The 1,324-nt window shown below is 37.8% G+C and carries 1 protein-coding gene and 1 riboswitch; the gene reads left to right on the top strand.

Annotated elements, in window-relative coordinates; all coding sequences use genetic code 11:
• The first annotated feature begins 287 nt into the window (after positions 1-287).
• On the top strand, positions 288-530 hold the full coding sequence (locus tag HP456_RS24015; protein WP_172255685.1) for a hypothetical protein: 243 nt from the start codon (positions 288-290) through the stop codon (positions 528-530).
• 478 nt (positions 531-1,008) lie between these two features.
• Positions 1,009-1,119, top strand: a riboswitch (SAM riboswitch).
• The last annotated feature ends 205 nt before the right edge of the window (positions 1,120-1,324 follow it).

Below are 1,324 nucleotides of genomic sequence, written 5' to 3'. Positions count from 1 at the left end.
GGCATTTTTTGAAATGGCATATAGCGAACATCCTAAACAAGCTATATTGACGCTTGCCGAAATGTTTCTGATGTTACTCGCCATCTTAATTGTTTTTAAATATTGGATTGCATAGTACTTATCAACCAAAAGGGTGCAGTTCTTGATAACCTGTCCTTATTGAACTATAGTGTCAGGATTCTGAAAAGCCCCATATTTTATTAGGAGCACTATTGGAATAACGATAGCTAAGGTATTAGGGTTTTTATATTCATCAAAAAAGGAGATTGTTGAAAGAAGGGAATAATATGAATTCCGACAAACAAGAAAAAAATCAACGGCTGCGAATTGCGCAAAGCTCATACAGAAAGAACAAGCATAAACATGTAAAAAGGGATGAAGAGAGCAAAACATGGACAGTGATTATGATTATTTCTGTCTTTATTGCGCTGTTCATTCTTATTATAACTGAGTTGGTCTTCATGGATCAGGGTATACCCATACCTGAATTTCTTTCGAAGTTTCTTACGAAGCTAGTCCATAACATTTAACTTCATTTTTTTCTGTAAGATATTTTGAACTTCAAAGCCAGGTCATCTCGTCCTTATAGGTGAGATAGTTATTCCATTAGGTGGCGTTAAATTAGCTATGTCTAATTGTGTCTTTTAATATTAAGCACGGCACTCCTCTAGCCTGAATATCATATCGGACTGAATTCTCAATCTCCTCCCAAAATTCATCTTGCCAGATACCCCTCATTCCTCCTGACAGTAACATACTCCGTTTGCTATACGAGATCGTGTCCCAACAGGCGGTAACTGAAGATCGCCCAGTTGATAAAGTTGTAAAATCAGATTGTTAAACTCCCAGCCAGGGTTCAAACTGAAGTAAACCGATCGGGAATGAGAATAACTGTAACATTAGAATGAATTTTTTAAAAATACTAAAAATAGTATTGACTAAGGGATGAATCCTCTTTATAATCCAATTCATACTCAATTAGCAAGTAATGCCAAACGAAACATTATACTCTTATCAAGAGCGGCGGAGGGATAGGCCCGATGAAGCCCGGCAACCTGCAGGATCAGACTGTAAAGGTGCCAATTCCTACAGATTCTATATGGATCTGGAAGATAAGGGGAGGAGCATGATTATTTAGCCCTCTTCTTAAAAGAAGAGGGCTTTTCTGTATACCCTTTTCTTTTCCGCCAATATCTCAAGTGGATCTTCAACTAGGATGATCAATCTTACGTATAAAGTGAAAAAGGAAAAGGAGGATACATGATGTCAACGATTAATGTGGCAATTCTTGGGTTCGGAACGGTAGGACAGGGAGTCTGTGAAG

Origin of the sequence: Bacillus haikouensis (genome assembly GCF_013179555.1) — a bacterium.
GTDB classification, from domain to species: domain Bacteria; phylum Bacillota; class Bacilli; order Bacillales; family Bacillaceae_B; genus Rossellomorea; species Rossellomorea haikouensis_A.
Note: the sequence above shows the minus strand (reverse complement) of the source record. Positions and strands in the feature narration are given on the sequence as shown.